Genomic DNA, 16,343 nt, shown 5'->3' on the forward strand with positions numbered 1-16,343 from the left:
CGGGGCATATCCCGCTCCGCGGGATATGCCCCGGCAAGCCGGGGCATAGAGCGCGAATTGCGCAAGCGCAATTCGGATTCCCGCGCAAGCGCGGGAATGGAATTCCGTAAACGGAATTCCGGACGGAATGCAATTCGCGCAAGCGCGAATTGGAGGCGACCGCGCAAGCGCGATCACCCAGGCTGGCTACGAAGGGGAGGTGCATCGTGCGCGGGACTGTGTAGGGCTTGGGTTTCCCAGCCGTCACCTCTGCAACGAGGGTGACGAACTGTCGGTCCGATCGGGTGCCGGCCTCACCGCAGTGACGGGCTCCGCTGCGCTCCACCCGAACCGCTCCCCACCCTCGAAACCGGATGATCGCGTTCGCTGACGCCCCGCTATCATACCCCATGAACTGTGCGCGTAGGGCGGCATTCGGCCAAGTATCAGCCTACAGGGCGAACCTGTCGTACGGGTGATGCATCACGGATGCTAGATGTGTAGAGTCTGGTACCAGACATCACCACCCCCGCCCGCCAGTCACCGCGCCAGACTCTCATTTCTATTACGCGCCGCATTCCGCGAAAAGGAGAACACGGGAATGGCCGTGAAACTGCGTGAACACCAGATTGAGGCCGTCTCCGCCATCGTGCGCGGCCTCGACATCCCGCCGGGCGGAATTCCCTCGAATGGCTTGCGCGGGCAGGTGCACGCCGCGTGCGGAACGGGAAAAACCATCATCGCGGCGGCTTCCGCGAAAAGGATCGTGCCCAGGGGGCGCATCCTCGTGGTGGTGCCGACTCTGGATCTCCTGGCGCAGACCGTGAAGGCGTGGAGCGGCGTCGGACCTGCGGGGCCGGCTGTCATGGTGTGTTCGCCGCTGGACGACCCGGAGCTGTGGCACCTGGGAGTACGGTCCACGACCAACCCCGTGCAGTTGGCGCTGTGGCACAAGGCGGGGCCGGTGACCATCTACGCCACCTACGCCTCGCTGGGCGTGCTCGTGGAAGCCTTCGAGGGCGCCTACGGGCAGAAGCTCGCCCCGGTGGACCTGGCGGTGGTCGATGAGGCGCACCGGACGTCGGGCTCGATGGGGAAGGCGTGGGCGGACATCCACGCCCAGTCGAAGATCCCCGCGCGTCGCCGTCTGTACCTGACGGCGACGCCCCGGATCTGGCAGGAGCGGCCTGCGCACTGGGAGGTCGCGCAAGGGGTGCGGGACCCGTTGCCGCAGGAGATGGCGGCGTCCATGGACGATGAGGCCGTGTTCGGGCCAGTGCTCTACAAGTTGTCTCTGGCCTCAGCGGTGTCGCGCAAGCTGCTGGCGCGGTACCAGATCATCGTCCTGGAGCTGAAGGACCCCGTCGTGACGCCCGAGCGGCTGGCCGGAGAGGACCGGCACGGCGAGGAAGTCCGCGGGCAGCGCCTGGGCGCCCTCCAGGCCGCTCTGCTGCACACCATGGAACAGCACAACCTGCAGACGTGCATCACCTTCCACCACCGGACCATAGAGGCCCAGGCGTACGCGGAGGGCCTGGAGCGCGTGGCCAAGCGGTTGCACGCCGACCAGCCGGAGAAGTACCCGTCGGAGGTCTGGGCGGACTGGCTGTGCGGCGAGCACGTGCCGGAGCGCCGGCGGGACGTGCTGGGCCAGTTCGGGACCACCGCCCGGCGGGCGGTGCTCTCCAACTGCCGTGTCCTGGGGGAAGGCGTGGACATCCGGGCCGTCGACTCCGTGGCGCTCCTGGATCCCAAGGGCGCGCCGCACGACATCGTCCAGGCCATCGGGCGGGCGCTGCGTCAGAAGCCCGGAGAGGGCAAGCTCGCCTCGTTGATCGTGCCGGTGTTCCTCCAGCCTGACGAGGAGCCGGAGGACATGTTCACCTCCGGTTCGTACCGGCCGTTGGTGAAGGTGCTGGAAGGTCTGCGGGCCCATGACGAAGAGGCCGTGGAGTTGCTGGCCATTCCGCAGGAGCCTCAGAAGAACGTCGTGGAACCCTCTGAATACATCGGTATGGCGCCCGGTGATAACGAGGAAGAATCCCGGTTGCTGCTTCGCTTTGCGGCTCCGCGTGATCCGGTGATGGTCGCGAACTGGGTGTCCTTCAACGTGATCGACACCGAGCGGCAGGACTGGGCGCGGGGCTGGGCGAAGCTCAAGGCGTACGCCGAGCGCGAGGGTCATGCCCGGGTGCCGTACGAGCACAAGGAGGGCGCCTTTCCGCTCGGTCAGTGGGTGGCGGAGCAGCGGCGGGCGTACGGGGCCGGGCAGATGAACGGCCGGCGGGCGCAGCGGCTGGAGAAGCTGGGCATGGCCTGGTCTGCGGCCGACGCGCGGTTCCAGGAGAACTTGGCGGCGGCCCGGGTCTACTACCAGGAGCACTGGACGCTGTGCGCGCCCCGGTTGGCGGCCGCGCTCGACAAGCCGATCGGGCAGTGGCTGTCCAACCTGCGCCGTCCCGGTGCACTGGACGGACACCCGGAGTGGGAGGCGGCGCTCTTGGCCGTGGACGAGGACTGGAACCCCTCGTGGCCTGCGGAGTGGCAGCGGTACTACGCCGCGCTGCGCGAGCTCGTGCGCGACGAGGACGGCGCGGACCAGGTGCTGCCTGGCTTCACCGTGCACGGCATGGACGTCGGCAAGTGGCTGGCCCGGCAGCGCAAGCGCGAGGTGTGGGCGGCCTTGGCCGACGAGCAGCGCGAGCGCCTGGAGGCCCTCGGCGTCACCGTGAGCGCTGCGGACTTGGCCCCGCCGGAGCCGGACGTGTCCGCGAAGCCGTCCACGGTGCCCGTGGGCGCCTTCGAGAGGGGCGTTGCGGCCCTGGCGCAGTACAAGGCGCGTACGGGCTCGGTGACGGTGCCCAGGGCCCACGTAGAGACGTTGGAAGGCGGCATCGAGGTGAAGCTCGGGGTGTTCCTGAGTAACACCAAGACCCGGCGCGCGAAGCTGACCGCCGACAAGCTCGCCACACTGGCCGGGCTGGGGCTGGAGTGGGCGGTATGAGCGAGCCGGAGGTCGTCGGGGAGCTCCGGCCGCTGCGTGGCAGCGACGGGCAGGTGTACTTCCGGGGCGGCGACGTCGCCGCGCTGCTGCGCTCCGTCGCCGCGGCCTGGAGCGAGTGCGCGGCCGGGGACGCCCCGCTGTGGGCGCCCGCCGACCGCGAGCCGGTCCTCCTGGACGCGGACACCGTCCGGGCCCTGGCCTCGAACCTGGCGGGGCAGGCGGACCAGATCGACGTGCAGTCCATCGCCCTGACCACCAGCGGAGTCGGCCCGGAGACAGCACCGTCGCCGAAGCCCTCCGAGCTGGTGGCGGGAGACGAGGCAGAGAAGGCCCTCGCCGCTCTGCTGTCCGACCGCGGGGTGCAGGAGGCGCGGGCCCGGGTGGAGGGCGCGGAGAGGGAGCTCGGCGTTGAGCTCTCCGCTCGTCTGCAGCCGTTCCAGGACCGCTACGACCAGGCGGTGCGCGAGGGTGACGCGTCCCGGCTCGTGGGAGGCTGCGCGGGCAAGCACGGCCGCTGGGGGCGGATCTGTGTCCTGCCCGACGGGCACGAGACCTCGATGGACGAACCGCACTGGGGCCGCAACCGTGAGGGCCAGCCGATCGCGTGGGCGGGCAGCGCACCCGACGACTGGTGATCCACAGAGACCGTGGCACCGGCCCCATGCCCTACACGTACTGGAGAGCGAGGGCCGCAGGTCCTGAGGTGCGGCTTCACACTGGAGTGCGTGTAGCGACTGGAGCGCTCCGTCAGGACCGGCTCCACGGATACCGCGTGTGGTGCCGCGAGGTCCGCATGCTGAGGTCGGTTGTGCCTCATGCGTCGGGCATCAAGTCCTCGGCGTGGAAAAGCTCGAGGGTGCGTTCGGCCCGGGGGTCGAAGACATGGGGAGCGAGGGACATCTGTCCGGGGACCGGCACGCTGGGGACCTGTCCTGTACCGGTGCAGGAGGTGAGCCGGTCGGCCCCGCGAAGGCCCTCAGGCGGGTCATGCCGGTGCAGACGGCCGCCGACGACCGCGACGTCGCGGCCGCAGATGTGACAGTCCCGCCGGGGCGCTCGTGAGCTCATACCCGTGCACCCTAGCCGCGCGCGGTGGCTGAGACCGTCGAGCTCGTGTCAGGTTTCTGGGGCGGGTTCTTCTTACTGCCCGCGGCTCTTTCGCCAGACGGGGTTCACGTACAACTTCTCTCCGGCATGCTGCCAATGGCCGGCGACAACTTCGTGGCCGCGCGTCGTAGTCGGGAGGGATTGTGGGAACAGACTGGGACTGGACCGATCGGAAGTTCGGGCTGGCGCACCAAGGGCGATCGGGGGTGCTGCTCGAGGACGGCACCGAGCCAGGCCCTGCCCTCTTCGCTTCCAGCGATGGCCCCTCCGTGCATCGGTCATACCGGTGGCAGGACCATGACGGCAGGTTCGGCAACCCCCAGGCCGCAGCCTTACGAGGTGCCTGTTCCTGCGGCTGGCGCGGCGAGAACCGCTATCCGCTGGCCTGGTCGACGGAAGACGGTGAAGCCTGGGTGGAGAACGCGCCGAGCAGTGACTGCCAGCGGGACTGGAGTGCTCACCTGGAGCAGGTGGAAGCCGCCTCCGTGCAGGTGCCCGACAAGCTGGAGAAGCGTGCCGAGAAGCTGGTCAGGCGGCTGGAAGAGCTCTCAGTTGACGAGCCTCTCGCCGTCTTGAAGGTCCTGGACCGCCTGGAGCGACAGCTGAAGGAAGTCCGCCAGGACACGGCGTACCAGGTGTTGTGCGAGCAGAAGGATCAGGAGGAGGGACGGTCCTGGGAAGAGATCGCAGCCGCCCTGGCGCTGCCGGTCGACGAAGTCCAGTCGAGGCTCTTGCGCTATCAGCGCGAGGTCTGACACCCGTCTCAGCCGCAAGCGAGGCCAGTGCGAGGCATGCCGGGGGCGGGCGCACGGGGCGACCCGGGACCTTCACTGTCCGGGCCAGCGGCACTGCTCCCAGGGCCGATGCGCCGGGGGTGGCGCAGTGGGGCATCACCGCGGCATCCGCGCAGGCCCCCCGGGGGGTCATCCGGGGGAACTACGCGGTTGCCGGGGCAGGTTCGGTGAGGCGGTCCAGGCGGGTGTAGAGGGCTCGTACGAGGCGGGCGCGGTTCTGGACGCAGTGGGCGGTGCCCTTCAGGGGCGCGGCCAGGCGGCCGTCGGCTTCGCTGAGGATGATTTCGGCGAGGGCGCCGCGGCCGTCATTCTTGGGCAGGGCGGCGGCGAGACGCCGGACATCGGCGGCCACCGCGCGGGCGTGTCCGGTGAGCTGGAGGGCGATCTGCTCGTAGTCGCGGGGCGCGAGGTCCGGGTCCTTCCACGCGAGGACGGCGGTGACGAGGGCCTCGTGTGGGGCACGGTCCAGGGGCAGTTCGTCGTCCAGCAGGCCCTCGGGATCGTGGAGCACGGCGTAGGCCCCGCTCATCGCAGGCCCGCCGCGTCGTCGTCTTGGCCGTGGTCGCCGGTGTCGGCGGCCGGGGCCGGGTCGGCGAGGAAGCGTGCGTAGCCGCGTACGGCGTGCTCCAGCAGTGCGGGTGAAGGCCGGCCGAAGTCGGGCCGCTGGAGGCCGGGTTCGTCGGGCGCGGGGCCGCTGGGTGTGCGGGCGCTCATGGGCACCGCCTCCGTGTGCTGGGTGCGTGGCGTTGGTGTCGTTCGACGCTACGGAGGCTCCGGCTCGGTCCTCAACGAGATTGCGGGATATTGCGGAACTTCACTCCAGCGCGTCCATCGCGGTCTGGATGAGGGCGCGGGCGGCGTCGCCGTAGACGGCCATCTCCGCGAGGCCGGTGAACGCCTTGAGGTAGTCGGCGATCTCGCGGGGCTGGGTCACCTTGATCTCCGCCGTGAGCGTCTCCACGACGGCGCTGGTGTCGTCGTGGACGTAGAAGGCCTCCAGTGGCCAGACGGTGCGCTGCGCGGTGAAGGGGATGATGCCGAGTGAGAGGGAGGCGAGCGGCATCACGGCCAGGAGGTGGCGCAGCTGGCCGCGCATGGCGTCGGGGTCGGCGGTGCGAAAGCGCAGGACGGACTCTTCCATGAGGACGACGTAGGTGTGACCGCCTTCGTAGAGGAAGCGGGAGCGGGCGACGCGGGCGGCGACGGCTTCGGCGACGTCGTCGGGGGTGCCCTGGAAGCGGGTGATCTGCTGCATGAGGGCGGTCGCGAAGGCCGGGGTCTGCAGGAAGCCGGGTGGCAGGGTGGAGAGGTAGACGCGGCAGTGGCGGGTCTTCTCGTGCAGGTCGTACCAGTCCTGCTGGACCTGGCGCATGCCGTTGCGGTGCAGGCGGCGCCACTCCATGTACATGGAGTCCACGGCGCGGGCGGTGGCGATGAGGTCCTCGGCCTGCTCGTTGGCGCCGCACGCCGCACACCAGGTGCGGATGTCGGCATCGGAGGGCAGGACCGCGCCTTTTTGGATGCGGGTGGTTTTCGCGGGGTGCCAGCCGCACCGGGCGGAGAGGTCCTTCCCGGTGAGGCCGGCGTCCTTGCGCAGGTGCAGCAGCCGTACGGCGAGCGCCTCACGGGCCCCTTGAGCGCTGGAGGACGGGGAGGCGTTCGTCATGAGGTGGATGGTCCCTGGGGGTGCGCGTCGGTCAGATGCGGTAGTCGGCGTGCTCGGTGGCCAGCTCCCACACCGTGCGGAACGCCTCGGAGCACAGCTTGACGGCCTGCGGGTCCTCGGTGTGGTCGGGCTCCAGGGCCTCGCCGTCACCGGAGAAGACGTTGAAGCGTACGAGCCGGTCGTCGATGAGCCAGAAGTCGTTGCCCGGCAGGGCCAGCGTGGAGGCACGGCGCCGGGACAGCCAGCGGACCTGCTCGCCGGCACGGAGGTTGGCATCGGTGATGGCGTGCTCGAAACGGACGTAGTCGGTGACGGGCTCGGACACGACCCGGGCACGGCGGACCTTCACCCCGCGGGCGACGGTGCGCTCCACCAGCGGCAGCCACCCGCTCCAGTACGCCGAGTCGTCCGCCGGCACGCTCCCCTCGCGCAGGAAGGCGTCGTAGACCTCCCGCTCCTCCCCCACCGCGTACACGTCACGAAGCTCCAGGTGCAGGGCATGACGGTGGGCGGAGTCGAGCAGGTCCTCAAAGCTGGGCACGGGCGGCTTCTGCGGCATCGCATGCCTTCCTGATCTGTTCCACCATCCGCACCGACAGCCGGATCACGCCCTCGTCGTCCGCCGGCGGGCTGTCGTGGCCGCACACGGCCCGGGTCGCCGCATCGGCGAGCTTGCCCTGCAACACCAGCTCCGGCCCCTCCGCGGCCTGGGTGTCCACCCACACCGCAGGACAGTTCCCGCCACCCGAGTTCGGGTCCGTGCCGAAGAAAAGTAACGCCATGATCGCCTCCGAAGACAGGCCAGTTGCGGATTGTTGCGCAATGACCGTCCCGCAGGCCGGATCCGGCGTCAAGGGCGTCCCACACAGTCGGGGCGGTGGCGCGAGGAGCAGCGGCATCTGGTCCGTGCGGGTGACCAGGGAGCGCAGCTCCAGAGACAGAAGCCTCGGCCCGCCTACCGTGCGGCCATGGATTCCACTGCGATGCCCGAGCCGCTGCGCCGGGCGGTTCACCAACTGGTTGCCGAGACGGTGCAGAACTGCCAGGACGTGTTGGCCTACACCGAGCGCTTCGCTGCCCGCGACTGGAAGCGAATGACGCTGTACCGCTCCACCGATGCCGCAGACACCATGAACATGGCCGCCATGCTGATCGCCGCGCACTGCCAGCGCGCGGGCATGCCCGCTCACACCCTGGAGAGATACCTGCAGGTCGGGCAGCAGGAACTGCGGTCGGCGGCACCCTTGGAGAGGGACCGTGCCTACACGGCTGGCCTGGCTGGCGAGCCACTGTCGTACGTGGAGATGCGGGCGCCCTCGAACCGGATGCAGCACAGCTTGGGCCAAGAGCAAGCGGAGGAGGCCCAGCTCCCTGTTGAAGAACCTCTGCTGTTGTTCACCGAGGCGTGCCTGCATGGACTGCGAGCCAGGCTGAGCGAAGACCTCGACTCGCTGGATGACTACCTGCCGCCGCAGATGGCAAGGATGGCCCGCCGGGTCGCAGAAGCTCTTGAAATGCCGGAGCTGGCCACCATGTGAGCCCACGGGAGGGTGGGACGCTGGCGATCGGCGTCGCACCCTCCCGTTAGCTGCTGGCGCGCTCGTAGCTGACGGTGGCTTCGCCCAAGCGCGCTTGAGCTGGGCAGGTACCACTGTTGGATGTGGCCAGGAAGGTCATGGCTGATCCCCTGGAGACCGTGTGCCAAGAGCAGCTACTGCATGAACGCGGCGAGGGCCTGCTCGGCCATCTGGATGCCCTGCGTTGCCGCCATGGTGGTGGCGGCCTCCAGGAGCTTGTCCTTGATCTGGGTGGCGAACTGGCGCAGCTGGCCGGGCTCGGGGCTGGCGGAGGTCGCCTCGGTGTGGAGGTCTTGGGCGACGCGCTCCAGCTCGACGCGGTCTTCGTCGGTCAGGCCCAGGATGGGACTGACCTGACCGACGTACCCAGCGAGCTGGGCGAACAGCGTGGGGTCGATGCCGTCGGCGTTGTTCTGCGTGAAGTTCTGCTGCTCACCGATGATGACGCCCTTGGCGTTCGGCAGGTAGGTGTTGTACGTGGTACCGGGGCGGGGCTGGTTCACGTGGTCCTGCACGCTTCCTCCAGTCAGAGCGCAGCGGGCGCCCTGGGGTGTGATGGCGACCGTGGGGGGCTCGGTGTCGATGTGCTCGATCAGCTCGTGCTCTGCCAGGTAAGCGAGCGCTTCGTACAGCTCGGTGCCGGTGATCTCGGACCCGGCGAAGTAGGAGGCGGGCGTGGCAAGGAACAGCGCCGGATTGATGGGCTTCTGATCCCCGGCGGTGTCGAACAGCCAGCGGTGGAAGGCGTCCATGGTGTGGCGCAGACGGGCGGCACGGTCCAGGCGCAGCTTCTTCAGCCGGTAGATCGCGGCGCGTCCCGCGTCGGTGAGATAGACATCCGGTGCATCACCGCTGAAGGCGCGGGAGAGCTGAACGTAGTCCCGCTGTTCCAGCTCGAAGGCCAGCACAGACGCGTCCTCGTCGTTCAGCTGCTGCTCCTCGATGAAGCGGCTCACCCTGATGTAGTGCGACGGATTCTGTCGTGCCTGCTCATCCAGCCACAGCAGCAGTCGCGCCAAGTGGCCGCTGATCGCGGTCTCGTCGCCACCGGGAACAACGGTGCTCATGGTGTTGATCGGAGCGGACAGGCGTAGAGGGTTCCGTCGCTGAGCACGTTCCAGGCTCTTTTTGTGCTCGTTGACCAGGTCCCTGGCCCACTTGTCGATCTCACGCCTGTTGATGCCATCATGGGCCACGTTGCCCTCCTGTCGCAGGTACCTCAGCCAAGGGTACGGACCGGGTCTGACAACGGGCCTTGCGATTACCGGCTTTGAAGGGGCACCCGCCATGCTGGTGCGCGCCCCTTCGCCGACAGCCGAGACCGTGCTCGGTCAGTTCTCCGGGTCCTGCGGGTCGGTGAGCCAGTTGATGACGTCGGCGTCGGTCATCCAAATGCCCTGCGTCTCGTGGACCTCGCCGTGCTGGATGACGTGGCCGCGACCGTGGTGCTTGCCCGGCGTCGGCGCGGGGCCGGCGAGCGGGGCGAGGCGCTGCCAGGTGGTGGCCGTGACCCGGGCCAGGATGACCGTGCCGAACAGCTCGTGCGGCGCCGCCCCCAGGACGTTGCTGGCGGGCGTGCCGTCGAGAAGGACGTGCACGCGGGCCGCGCGCCCGCTCCACAGCGCGGCCTCGAGGGCGGTGACGGCCGGGGACGTACGCGGGTCGTCCGTGTCGCGGATGGTCTCCCAGTGACGGGTGAGCTGGTGCAGCGTGCTGTTGGTGCTGTCCATGGAGACGATGAGCCGGGGCGTGGCGGCGAGCTGGGTGTCGGGGAGGTCGAGGCGGCGCGACAGCTCGTCTCCGAGGCCGACCAGGGCGTCGTGGATGCCGACGGTGTTCCCGCGGTGGGTCACCGCCGGCAGGTCCTTCGCCCACCGGTGGGAGACTCGGGGGTCGAGGACCAGGGCGTGGGCTCCCTGGTGGAGGAACTGGGCGGTCAGGGAGCGCAGCACGGTGGTGCTGCCGCCGCCGGTGGCGGTGCTGACCAGGACGTGCGGGGCTTCGGCGTCCAGGTCGACGGCGACGGCGCGGCCATCGGTGCTGACGCCGATGAGGACGGTTCCCTCGGGCAGGGCCTCTATCTGCTCGCGCAGGCCGGGGTCGGTGAAGCTGAGCATCGTCGGGAGCGCGGTCTTGGTCATGGCGGGGTGTTCCTGTTCTGTGCGGTGCCTGGTGAACCGGGTGTTCTCCAGGGCTGGGGGATCGTGTCGGCGGAAGCGGACAGGTCCGGATCGGCGGGTGGCGGGCGGGACTTGCGGCCCGCGCGGTCCGCTTTGTCAGTCGAGGTCGGTGGTGCCGGTGGCGGCGCGGGGGCGGTTGCGGGCCCACTTCTTGAGGTCGCTTGCGCGGTAGAGGAGTTCGGCGCCGCGCTTGGCGGCCGGGGCGGGGAAGGCGGGGTCGTTGGCGCGGGCGAAGCGCAGCGCGGCCAGGGTGATGCCGGGCAGGTGGTGTTCGGCGGCCTGGCGCAGCCCCACCACCTGGTCGTCGTCGGCCGGGGCTGCGGTCGCAGGCGCCGTCGTGGGCGGCGTGGCGGGGGCCGTGAGGCTGCCCGGGATGGCGGCCGGGGTCGGGGTGAGGTTCCAGGCGTCGGCGAGCTCGTCGTGGTCGGCGGGCGGTATGGCGGTGGTCGGCTGGTCGGGGGCGGGCATGGCCCAGGGGTCGTCGAGGGAGTCGGCGGCGGGCTTCTGCAGCTGCGCCGGTCCCGGCTGGGCCTCGGCGGTGGCCGGGGCCGGGTTGCCGCTGGTGGCCCACTGGCGGGCTTCGGCCTCGGTGAAGAACAGCACCTGCGTCTCGCGGGCGGAGCCGCCGGAGACGACCTGGGCGCGGCCGGGGTGCTTGGTGGACTTCGGTGCGGGGTGGACTTCGGGGGCGAGCATCCGCCAGGCGTTGACGCTGTAGCGGGCCAGGATGCGGGTGGAGAACTGCTCGCGGACCTCCGGGCCGCCCAGCGCGCGGGCGGTCGCGGACTGCGCGACCAGGAGGACGTGCATGCGTAGCTGGCGGCCCATGTAGAGGATCTCGTTGAGGGCGTCGACGGCCGGGGAGATCTTCGGGTCTCCGGACTCGCGGGTCTTCTCCCAGTAGCGGGCCAGCTGCCGCATGGTGGCGTTGATCTCTTCGAGGAGGATCAGGTTGCGCGGGCCGATGGCCTTGGGGTCGGCGTCGATGCCGAGGGCGTCGGCGACCCGGGTACGGCGCCGGCCTTCGGTGCCGAGGGCGATGAGCTGGTCGTGGATGTCGGCGATGTCGGCGCAGTAGGTGACGCCGGGCAGGCCGCGGGCCCACGGGTGGGAGATCCGCTTGGTGTCCAGGACGAAGGCGCGGGCGCCGTGGTGGAGCATCTGGCAGGCGATGGCGCGCAGGGTCACCGACTTGCCGCCGCCGGTGGAGGCGTTGATGAGGATGTGCGGGGACTCGGCGTCGAGGTCCACCGTGACGACCTGGCCGCCGGCGCCGAGCCCGATGACGGGGGCGGACTCCTTCGCCGCGGCCACGAGTTCTCGCGTCCTGGGGTCCTTGAAGACGGCCCGGGCCGGGGGCTTGCGGGTCTTCTTCACCTGCACGTACGGGCGGCGGCCCTCGGGGTGCCAGGAAAACGACACGCCCTGCAGCGCGAGCTTCTGCACGATGACGTCGGCGACCACCTCGCGGGAGAAGCCGAGCTGGCGCGGCAGGTCGATGCGGATCTCCGCATCGTCGTCGGAGAAGTTCTTCGGGATGTGCAGGTAGCGACGCGGGTCGGTCTGCTCCGCCAGGCCCAGCGGGCGGTGGAGCGCGTCGTGCAGCGGGAGCACCCACTCGCGCATCAGCTCCCGGCGCTCGCGGGTCCACGCGAGGTAGGCGGCGCTCCCCACGACCCCGGTCGACGCAGCGGCGATCCCGCCCGTCTCCAACGCGGCCAGCACCTCCTGACGGTGCTCCCACACCTCCTGGCCGGTCGCCGCGGTGATGTCGAAGCGGTAGGAAGCCTGGAAAGTGACACCGGAGACGGCGGCCCCCAGCACGGTACGGAAGGACGATCGGCGCCAGCCGGGCAGGTAGGACCAGCGCCGGACCCGGCCCTCCACCCCCGGCAGGACCCGCGTGCCCGTACGCCAGAACGTGGCATCCGTACGCCGCACCCCGTCCAGGTCCCGGCCGGCCAGGAACCGGCCGATCCAGAACGCCACGGAACCGGCGTCCTCCTCCAGCTGCTTGTCGAACTTCGTCTGCCCCACGGCGTGCCCTCCCGGTCGGTGTGCGTCCGGGCACTTCACACCCGAAAGCGGACACCTCCTGGATAGGGCCGTCAGCCTGTGGACAGAGCGCGGCGAAAAGTGGGCCCTGAGCTGCGATCTGTGGACGACTTTCCGGTCCGAAAATCCGCAGACGCCCCGACTGTGAGCCGCGGTCGGTACAACGGTGAGGAGAGATCAACCTGGGAGGGGCTGCATGACCGAACACGACGACGAAGCGCCCGAGTTCAAGGCAGCGGTGGAGCGCGCGAAGCAGTACGAGGCGATGGCCGCCCGATACGTCAAGAAGGCGTTGGCGGGCGAGGCGGGCGCGGCGCAGATGGCGCAGACGTTCGCGTCGTTGGCGGCCGCTGCCCGGATGGAGCGCCTGGACTGGCGTATGCGGGTGCTGGGCGACCAGCTCGGGGACGTGAAGAAGGCGATGGACGGTCTTCGCCGCAAACTGCCCGAGCGGTGACGTCCATAGAGTTCGACCACATCACGACCCCTGACCGCCCCCTGTGGGCCGTACGGGTGACTGTGCTGGTCAACAGGGGTGCGAGGGCCGGACGATGGGGGCTATGAGTACAGACGAGCCTGTTGTTCCGCCGACCGACTTCCAGCCGGGTGACTCCCTTACCGGCTCCGCCTGGCCGGGCATCCTGGTCACGGCCTTGCCCCTCGCCACGGCGGTCACGGTGGCCGGGCGAGTGGCGAAGGCGCACATCGAGCAGCGCGGCGCGACGGAGCGGACGGCCATTGAGCAGCGTGGCGAGACGCAGCGCGCGGTCATTGCTGCCGAGGTCGAGCGTGAGCGGATCCGCCGGCCTCAGCTTCCGGCCGGCGACGGCGACGCCGCCTGACCGCTCCGGACCCCTGCGGCCGCAGCTACTCGGTGGTGTGCTCGGGGTCTGGCAGCTGCGGCGGGAAATGCCTCTCCAGGATTTCCGCCCACCGGTGCAGGACCACGACGCCGGTGGTGTCAGCCTGTGCCTGGACCAGTTCGGTCAGTGCGTCGACGAACGGCTGGGCAGGCGTCCCGGACGGCAGCCCGGCGGCAGCCTGCTTCAGGCGTTCGTGCGCGGCCGGGAAAACGCCCCTGGCCCATCCTTCCTCTTCCTTGATGCGCCGGGAGCCAGCCTCGAAGTCGATCTGCATGATGGTCCACTGCGGGCAGTCGGGCGTGTGCCACATCTGGATCGGCAGGCCCACTCCGACGCAGGCGTTCTCCGGACCCGGGCCCGCCTGGCAGTCCGGGCACAGCTCGCCTTCCGTCTTCGCGAAGCCCTCCATCGCGTACTCCCCTCACCTGGAAGACCACGAGCCTGCCACGGACAATCACCTGCTGAACAGGTCTCTTCCGGGATGGCGTCCAGCTTGGTGAACTGGAGGGGCGGCCCGGTGGTACTGCTCCCGAAGCCGTCACAAGCTGTGGGCACCGGGCCTGACCACGCGCACCCATGCCGGCGCGGGCTGAAGCCGACCTTACCGAGGCACGCCGGACGCTGCCCGGCGGCCCGCGTTCCCGCCCCACGCGCTCGTGGGTCTGGTAGAGAGGCGAGGCGCTGGGCGGTGCATGCCTGCGGCCGGGGCGCTGCGCGCCTGGTGGAGAAGGGGGCAGACGCGCACGGATCGTCTGCTCCCGCGCGAAGGGGGCCCGTAGGCAGGCGATACCTCTTGCCTGTCCCGGGTCAGCGGCCGAACTCTGTCCACAGGGCGGCGAGTCGAGGGTGGTGTTGAGGCCGCCGCGGTCAGCGAGGCGGCCCGACCACGAGGAGTCAGCCATGCCCGAGAACACCGTCATCGCCCCGCTGCCGCCGATGGAGCCGGACGACGTCGCCTACGCCTTCGCCTACATCCGCTCGTTGCAGGCCGACGACATCAACGCCGCCTGCGCGATCGCCGGCGAGGCGGGAGCCGAGCTGCACCGGCTGCTCCTGGACGTCGCCGCGCGCGTCGTCATCCCCGTCACCGCCGTGGACCAGCACGACGGGGAGCCGTGCACGCACTCCTTCCTCGCCGCGGCGCTGGGGCGGCTGCTGCTGGAGCTGCTGAGCGAGGGCGAATGCCTGGCCGGTGCGCCGGGCATCGCCGAGACCATCACCCTCTTCTCTCAGAACATCCTCACCGACGAGGACGGCGACGTCGCCGACACCCTGCGGCAGCTGGAGGGCGCGGTGCTGCAGGCCGGGAGTGTGGGCCCGGCCACCGCGAGCCGCGCCCCCGGGACGGTGTGACAGCTCCGGGCAGGTGGCACCGTACGGCGGTCCCAGGATTCAGGGTGTGCCGCCGTAGCAGTTGAAGCCACGCCACGCCCCCCGAACCGGCGGTCGGGGGGCGGGGTGCCGGGGAGCGGGTCGTGCAGCGCCCACCCGGCCAGCCCCCGCCACCACCGGCAGCGGAAGGCCTGCGCCACCTGGCAGTTCGGCCTCTCCCGCCGGGCGGGCGGACACGTAGGGGCTCTTCTGCCCGGCGGGCGTCAGGCGCAGGGCAGTCGGACAGGCGCAGTCCAGTCGATGCGCACCCCGCGGCGGATCAGCGCGGTGATGCTGTCGACCTGACAGGCGGGAGGCTGCTCCCGTGTGAAGTGGCGCAGTGCCCGGTGCACGCCGTCCCGCAGTTGGCCGTCGGTCAGCGTCGGCGCCTGTTCCTGGAGCTTCCTGAGGATCTGGGCGGCGCGGGCCGCTCGGGACAGTGCGGCGTCGGCGAGCGGTCCTTCGGCGAAGCCATCACGTACGGACAGGCCGGGCTCGATGAAGGTCATAGTGTTGGTTCCCTTCTGCCCGGCCACGCTGGGCTCCCGGTTGGAGACGCGGTCGCGGGACCAGGCGGGCGGGAACGTAGAACAGCCGGTTCGCTTGTGTCGCGTCCTGGTCGCCGGCCGCGGACCGGAGAGGACCTCTCGCCCACGGCTACTGCGTGGGAAAGAGGTGTCCGTGCCGAAAGCAGGCTTGCCCACCGGGGCTGACCAGCAACAACGAGGCGTGTCCTATTTGTCGGGCTCCCACTCCCGGTCACACCTCCGGTCCCCCGCCGGAGGCAACCGTGTAACCACCTCTGCAGCCTCCCTGCGGTACAACCCTGACCGCGCCTCCTACCGGCTGTTGCGATGGTCGTAGACCGCGAGCCCCAGATCACTCATCGCCTGCGCCGCCTCTGCTTCGTCCTGCCCCTGGTCGATGGCCTCCAGGGCCGCGGCTGCCGATACCCGGATCCGGCGCGGCAGGCCCTCGTACGCGGAGAGCCGGTAGGCCACCGTCCGGCGGGCGGTGATCTCAGCAGAGCTGACCCCGCCAGGCTCCAGGGGGAACACCGCGGCCTGGTACATGCACAGGCCGGCCACCAAATTGTCGGCGAGAGCCTCCCCCTCTCCGTCGGCCGGCCGGGGGACCTCCCGGGCGGGTCGGAGCAGTTCCTCGAAGAAGCCGACGATCTGGCGGCGCGAGAGCAGCGCCCAGGTTCCCGCGCCGAGCCCGCCGGCCCCGGCAAAGGCCAGCGACAGCAGGTGGCCGGACAGCGCCACGCCGAGTACGGCCCCAGCGAGCGCTCCGGCCACCGCCACCAAGAAAGCGATCATGAGGTGCAGGCGGAGGGGAAGCGGCGGCGTCATGGCCAGCAGTATGCCCAGGGCGACCGACAGGGCGGGAGAGCCGCAGAGCCAGCCCCGGCCAGGCCTACTGGGCAAGCCTGGCTGACGGTGGGCTTGCCCAGTGGGCCTGCGGCTTGCCCCGTAGTCGTTGGCCGGTCACGGGGCAGGGCCGACGTGGCCGAACTGCCGTTCCACACCGGTCAAGTGGCATGTCAGAGCTGTGACCGGTCCATGCAACTGCCCGCCCACCGGTCACCGGTCACCGGTCACCGGTCACCGGTCACCGGCCATCGGCCATCGGCCATCGGCCATCGGCCAGCAGCAGCCTCGCCACCAGCCTCCAGGCCGAGGCCATGACCGATACCGCCCCTGCACGGCCAGGGGTGGGCAAGCCAGCGACCCACGCGGCTTGC

18 protein-coding genes are annotated in these 16,343 nt (G+C 70.3%); 7 read left to right on the forward strand and 11 right to left on the reverse strand.

All coding sequences use genetic code 11. The features are described 5' to 3' along the window. Window positions 1-580: 580 nt before the first annotated feature. The 3 genes from ABT160_RS24150 (at window position 581) to ABT160_RS24160 (ending at window position 4,845) form a co-directional block, all read left to right on the forward strand. On the forward strand, window positions 581-2,983 hold the full coding sequence (locus ABT160_RS24150) for a DEAD/DEAH box helicase (protein ID WP_351649848.1): 2,403 nt from the start codon (window positions 581-583) through the stop codon (window positions 2,981-2,983). After that, window positions 2,980-3,618 (forward strand): hypothetical protein, encoded by a 639-nt coding sequence (locus tag ABT160_RS24155; RefSeq protein WP_351649849.1) that lies wholly within the window; start codon window positions 2,980-2,982, stop codon window positions 3,616-3,618. The genes ABT160_RS24150 and ABT160_RS24155 overlap by 4 nt, the downstream gene beginning before the upstream one ends. A 678-nt stretch (window positions 3,619-4,296) precedes the next feature. Next, window positions 4,297-4,845, forward strand: a complete 549-nt coding sequence (locus ABT160_RS24160; RefSeq protein ID WP_351649850.1) for a hypothetical protein — start codon at window positions 4,297-4,299, stop codon at window positions 4,843-4,845. 181 nt (window positions 4,846-5,026) lie between these two features. Here ABT160_RS24160 and ABT160_RS24165 read toward each other — a convergent pair whose 3' ends face one another. From ABT160_RS24165 to ABT160_RS24185, 5 genes are all read right to left on the reverse strand, one after another. Then, window positions 5,027-5,413, reverse strand: coding sequence for a DUF6415 family natural product biosynthesis protein (locus tag ABT160_RS24165; RefSeq protein ID WP_351649851.1), 387 nt, complete (start codon window positions 5,411-5,413; stop codon window positions 5,027-5,029). Continuing rightward, the gene (locus tag ABT160_RS24170) at window positions 5,410-5,598 is read right to left on the reverse strand and encodes a hypothetical protein (protein ID WP_351649852.1); all 189 of its coding nucleotides are present in this window, start codon (window positions 5,596-5,598) and stop codon (window positions 5,410-5,412) included. Before ABT160_RS24170 ends, ABT160_RS24165 begins: the two co-directional genes overlap by 4 nt. A gap of 100 nt (window positions 5,599-5,698) precedes the next feature. After that, window positions 5,699-6,550, reverse strand: coding sequence for a helix-turn-helix domain-containing protein (locus ABT160_RS24175; RefSeq protein WP_351649853.1), 852 nt, complete (start codon window positions 6,548-6,550; stop codon window positions 5,699-5,701). A gap of 31 nt (window positions 6,551-6,581) precedes the next feature. Further along, the gene (locus ABT160_RS24180; protein WP_502984291.1) at window positions 6,582-7,091 is read right to left on the reverse strand and encodes a DUF6879 family protein; all 510 of its coding nucleotides are present in this window, start codon (window positions 7,089-7,091) and stop codon (window positions 6,582-6,584) included. After that, complete coding sequence (locus ABT160_RS24185) at window positions 7,078-7,404, reverse strand: hypothetical protein (protein ID WP_351649855.1); 327 nt, start codon at window positions 7,402-7,404, stop codon at window positions 7,078-7,080. Before ABT160_RS24185 ends, ABT160_RS24180 begins: the two co-directional genes overlap by 14 nt. Window positions 7,405-7,518: 114 nt before the next feature. Here ABT160_RS24185 and ABT160_RS24190 point away from each other — a divergent pair, with 114 nt between their 5' ends. Continuing rightward, on the forward strand, window positions 7,519-8,088 hold the full coding sequence (locus ABT160_RS24190; RefSeq protein WP_351649856.1) for a hypothetical protein: 570 nt from the start codon (window positions 7,519-7,521) through the stop codon (window positions 8,086-8,088). 173 nt (window positions 8,089-8,261) lie between these two features. Here the strand turns inward: ABT160_RS24190 and ABT160_RS24195 are convergent, their stop codons facing one another. The 3 genes from ABT160_RS24195 to ABT160_RS24205 all read right to left on the reverse strand — a co-directional run bounded on the left by ABT160_RS24195 (window position 8,262) and on the right by ABT160_RS24205 (window position 12,344). Further along, entirely contained in the window at window positions 8,262-9,323 is a 1,062-nt protein-coding gene (locus tag ABT160_RS24195; RefSeq protein ID WP_351649857.1) for a hypothetical protein, read from the reverse strand. Between the two features lie 135 nt (window positions 9,324-9,458). After that, window positions 9,459-10,268 carry a hypothetical protein gene (locus ABT160_RS24200; protein WP_351649858.1) on the reverse strand — a complete coding sequence of 270 codons (810 nt, stop codon included), beginning with the start codon at window positions 10,266-10,268 and terminating at the stop codon, window positions 9,459-9,461. A gap of 135 nt (window positions 10,269-10,403) precedes the next feature. Next, window positions 10,404-12,344: a helicase HerA domain-containing protein gene (locus tag ABT160_RS24205; RefSeq protein WP_351649859.1), complete on the reverse strand. Its 1,941-nt coding sequence runs from the start codon at window positions 12,342-12,344 to the stop codon at window positions 10,404-10,406. A 214-nt stretch (window positions 12,345-12,558) separates the two neighbouring features. Here ABT160_RS24205 and ABT160_RS24210 point away from each other — a divergent pair, with 214 nt between their 5' ends. Together ABT160_RS24210 and ABT160_RS24215 are read left to right on the forward strand one after the other, a co-directional pair. Then, complete coding sequence (locus ABT160_RS24210; RefSeq protein ID WP_351649860.1) at window positions 12,559-12,819, forward strand: hypothetical protein; 261 nt, start codon at window positions 12,559-12,561, stop codon at window positions 12,817-12,819. 103 nt (window positions 12,820-12,922) lie between these two features. Continuing rightward, on the forward strand, window positions 12,923-13,204 hold the full coding sequence (locus ABT160_RS24215; RefSeq protein ID WP_351649861.1) for a hypothetical protein: 282 nt from the start codon (window positions 12,923-12,925) through the stop codon (window positions 13,202-13,204). A 25-nt stretch (window positions 13,205-13,229) separates the two neighbouring features. Here the strand turns inward: ABT160_RS24215 and ABT160_RS24220 are convergent, their stop codons facing one another. Further along, window positions 13,230-13,634 (reverse strand): hypothetical protein, encoded by a 405-nt coding sequence (locus tag ABT160_RS24220; protein ID WP_351649862.1) that lies wholly within the window; start codon window positions 13,632-13,634, stop codon window positions 13,230-13,232. Between the two features lie 491 nt (window positions 13,635-14,125). Here ABT160_RS24220 and ABT160_RS24225 point away from each other — a divergent pair, with 491 nt between their 5' ends. Beyond that, complete coding sequence (locus ABT160_RS24225) at window positions 14,126-14,578, forward strand: hypothetical protein (RefSeq protein WP_351649864.1); 453 nt, start codon at window positions 14,126-14,128, stop codon at window positions 14,576-14,578. 242 nt (window positions 14,579-14,820) lie between these two features. Here ABT160_RS24225 and ABT160_RS24230 read toward each other — a convergent pair whose 3' ends face one another. Continuing rightward, window positions 14,821-15,105, reverse strand: a complete 285-nt coding sequence (locus tag ABT160_RS24230; RefSeq protein WP_351649865.1) for a hypothetical protein — start codon at window positions 15,103-15,105, stop codon at window positions 14,821-14,823. Between the two features lie 330 nt (window positions 15,106-15,435). After that, window positions 15,436-15,951, reverse strand: coding sequence for a hypothetical protein (locus ABT160_RS24235; RefSeq protein ID WP_351649866.1), 516 nt, complete (start codon window positions 15,949-15,951; stop codon window positions 15,436-15,438). Window positions 15,952-16,343 lie beyond the last annotated feature (392 nt).

It is taken from the genome of Streptomyces sp. NPDC001941 (genome assembly GCF_040296945.1).
GTDB lineage: Bacteria > Actinomycetota > Actinomycetes > Streptomycetales > Streptomycetaceae > Streptomyces.